This window comes from Moorena sp. SIO4A1, assembly GCF_010672065.1.
Lineage (GTDB): Bacteria > Cyanobacteriota > Cyanobacteriia > Cyanobacteriales > Coleofasciculaceae > Moorena.
Genome location: NZ_JAAHHX010000242.1, coordinates 1 through 2,736 on the forward strand (window position 1 = coordinate 1; position 2,736 = coordinate 2,736).

The 2,736-nt window shown below is 46.1% G+C and carries 2 protein-coding genes; both read right to left on the minus strand.

Going from position 1 to position 2,736, the window contains the following annotated elements; genetic code table 11:
- Nucleotides 1-2,037, minus strand: a 2,037-nt coding sequence (locus F6K53_RS36755) for a TIR domain-containing protein (RefSeq protein WP_293084464.1), incomplete at its 3' end; no start/stop codon positions are given.
- Nucleotides 2,038-2,062: 25 nt separating this feature from the next.
- Nucleotides 2,063-2,736 (minus strand): toll/interleukin-1 receptor domain-containing protein (locus F6K53_RS36760; RefSeq protein WP_293084467.1); only part of this gene is annotated, 674 nt, incomplete at its 5' end.

Here is a 2,736-nt window from a genome sequence, read left to right on the forward strand (position 1 = left end):
GGTATTTTTCAACAGTTCCCCCGCTTCAACAGCTTTTACCAAGGCATCTAATTCTTGGTTAGAGCTCAAGAGGAGTAATGATGATGTCCTCATTTCCTCAAGGGATTTCATGCGATAGTTTCTTGATTGATTAAATCCGAATACCCCCAAACCAGTCACGATCACTAGGGCAATACTAACTACTATAGTTCTCGTCTGAGCAGCTTGACGAGCTTTTCTTTCTTGCGCCAGTGCTTGCTGTCTCAATTTTTCTTCTTGGCGCTTAGCTGCTTGGATTTGGTAATTACTAACATCTACCAAGTTTAGTAACTCCTGGTTATAGCCTAAAGCATTAGCATCAGCACTTTTCAACCATCGTTGTGCTTCTGCCAGTTCCACCTGATCAAGCAAACCACCACTACCACCTAATCGCAGCCATTCCTTTACTTTCTCTTCTAGTCGTCTACGAGTTTGTTCAGCCTCTCGCCGTTGGGTGATCCATTGCTGTAAGGTCTGCCAAGCCCTAATCAAGGCTTCGTGGGCAATGTCTACCTTTTTACTAGAATTTTTCTCTCCGCTTAGGGTTAGCAACCGACTATCTGCCAAATGCTGCAAGGTTTGGTTAAACAGGTTTAACTCATCATCGATAGTAATTAGCTGATCAATCGGCTGTTGGCGTCGGGTATCTGGTCGTCCCTCACCAAACTGCACTAAACGCAGGAAAACCCGACGTGCAATGGCTTGTTGTGATTCACTCAGTTTAGCGAGGGTAGCATCAGCATGAGTAGCGATCGCCACTGACAACCCACTCGGATGAAGCTTACTAGCCTCTTGCCCCAGTTTTTCATAGGCACTTAGGGTAAGCAGGCGGGGCTCCATTGTGTCCCACAACAGTACCATAGTTTCCTGAATCAGGGGAAGCACACCAGGCTCATCGGCTGCATCATTAACCAAGCGCTCCAGTAATTTGGCTTCGATGTAAACCCCACAATTTTCTGCTGGTTTAGCGATCGCTTCTTCTAACCGTTTACCGTGCAAAGGGGCAATTTCTATCCGTTCAAACCCTTGTAGTGGCCACAGGTTACTATCCATTAAATCAGGGTAGAAATCAGCCCGCATAGCCACCACTAGGGTACAGTGTTCTACCTGACGCAGGGATTGGATCGCGGCAATCAAGGTAGTCTGGTCTTGTTTGTTCGATTGGGAAAACAGTTCCTCGAACTGGTCGATAAATAGAAATAAGCGACACCCTGGTTGTGTTCCCACTAGTAGTGAGTCAACCCATTCCCTATACTGTTCAACAGTGGGAAAATTATCCACTATTGAAAATCCTGAAATTCCTAGCGCTTCTGCCAGAGCCTGCATGGGGTTAGTACCAGGACGTATGGACTTTACCAGCCATTGACCGGGCTGTCTCTTCTCTAATTGAGCCACCAAACCTGCTAAAACCAATGAAGACTTACCAGAACCTGACGGACCAATCACAAAAAAGTAGTTTTGCTTGCGCAGATGCAACAGTAAATTTTTAATTTCTGGCTCACGTCCGTAGAAAAAGCGAGAATCCTCCGGTGTAAATGGCTTCATACCAGGATAGGGACAGGGGATAGGTTCTAATTTTGGCTCTGGTTGCGCCAGTAATTCACGTAGGTAGACAATGGCATGTTCACAAGCAGCCTCGTCAGTACAATCGCACGGGATGAGGGAGTCCAGCCGTAGGGGAAGTTCACAGGATTCTCGGATTAACGGCAGAATGCGATCGCCTTTGGCGCGGCTTCGCCGATCGCGCTGCTGCACTACTCTTGAATAAGAAGCAATTAACTCTCCAAACCCAACCCAAATATCATTAAGAAAAGCCGGGCTGAGGATTAGTAGAACATAGCAGCTGCTGGTAACCGCACGTTCAAACTCCACTACCTTGTCAGCCCCAGGACGAAATTTTTCCCTAGTGATGATTCGTTGCTCAGGCACTCCCAGAGCAGGAATTAAGAAGCCTTCCACCCACTCGCTATCATCATCCGTGTAGGAAATAAAGATATCGTAGGTTGATAATTCAGCCACTATTGACTCTCTCCAATCAGATCAATTACCTCCTTTGTGGCAAGGGTTGCTTGAGTGAATCCACCAGATGTTTAAAGCGACGTTCAACGTGGCGAGGCTTGGTTAGATCGACTGGGTGTTTTCCTGTGATCCAGTCTGGCATTGGTTTGTCATCTAGGGGTTCAATCATTACTGGTAGTAGACGGTAATTGTCCTCTTGAACACCAATAGTTTCTGCCATTACCCTTTCAAAGTGCAGCCATTTATCGGTTAAATAAGCATCCGACAGTACCATCAGGGTACGCTTAGCTTGCTTAAGGCCACGAGGAATAGTTACCACCCGGTCTACTCCAGGCTGAAACACATCTTCAGAAACTGCTACCTTTAAGCCAACCTCTTTTAACCGTGGGATTAGTGTCTCCCATACCCAGCTATCATCTGGTTCAGTTTTTGCGTAACTGATATAGACATCATAGCGGAAGCCTTCTGTATTCTTTTGTAAAATTCCCTTTTGACCACCCAAGTATAGAGCAATCGGAAAAAATTCTTCTAAATCAGCCTTAAAGATGGGATGTTGATTTGACTGAGCCGCCGTAACACGAGGTTGAATATACTCAAAGATATCAGAAATCCGGATCAGACCATCTTCGCTAGCAACATTACCCCGCAATCCATCGAGCAAGTGTTGAGTAAACAGACTGTTAGCAGCACCGGGTTGAA